This is a genomic window from Sphingomonas sp. 10B4 (assembly GCF_035019905.1).
Taxonomy (GTDB): domain Bacteria; phylum Pseudomonadota; class Alphaproteobacteria; order Sphingomonadales; family Sphingomonadaceae; genus Sphingomonas; species Sphingomonas glacialis.
Map to the genome: position 1 here is coordinate 1 of NZ_JASJVC010000219.1, position 385 is coordinate 385.

1 protein-coding gene is annotated in these 385 nt (G+C 56.4%); it reads left to right on the forward strand.

The features are described 5' to 3' along the window. Positions 1 to 385: glutamate ligase domain-containing protein (locus tag QN347_RS19545; RefSeq protein WP_323494362.1), on the forward strand; the 385-nt coding region annotated here is incomplete at both ends.

Here is a 385-nt window from a genome sequence, read left to right on the forward strand (position 1 = left end):
GCCTTGCGTCATGTCTTGCCGGTGGGCGCGCAGGAAGTGCGTACCGGCTTGGTGATGGTCGATTTGCCCGGGCGTTTTCAAGTCATGCCGGGGCGGCCGACCGTGGTGCTCGATGTCGCGCATAATCCGCATGCCGCCGCTACCTTGTCGCAAAATCTCGATAATATGGGCTTTCATGCCTATACTTACGCGGTCTTTGGTTCCATGCTCGATAAAGACGTGGCCGGGGTGATCGCGCAACTCAAGCAAAAGATCGATCATTGGCATGTCTGCGATTTACCGCTGCTAGTCGATGCCGATACCGGCTTCGGGGCGTCGGCTTTCAATGTTGCCCGTACTGTTAAGTCGATGATTAAATTCGGCGCGGCGGCCATCCATATCGAAG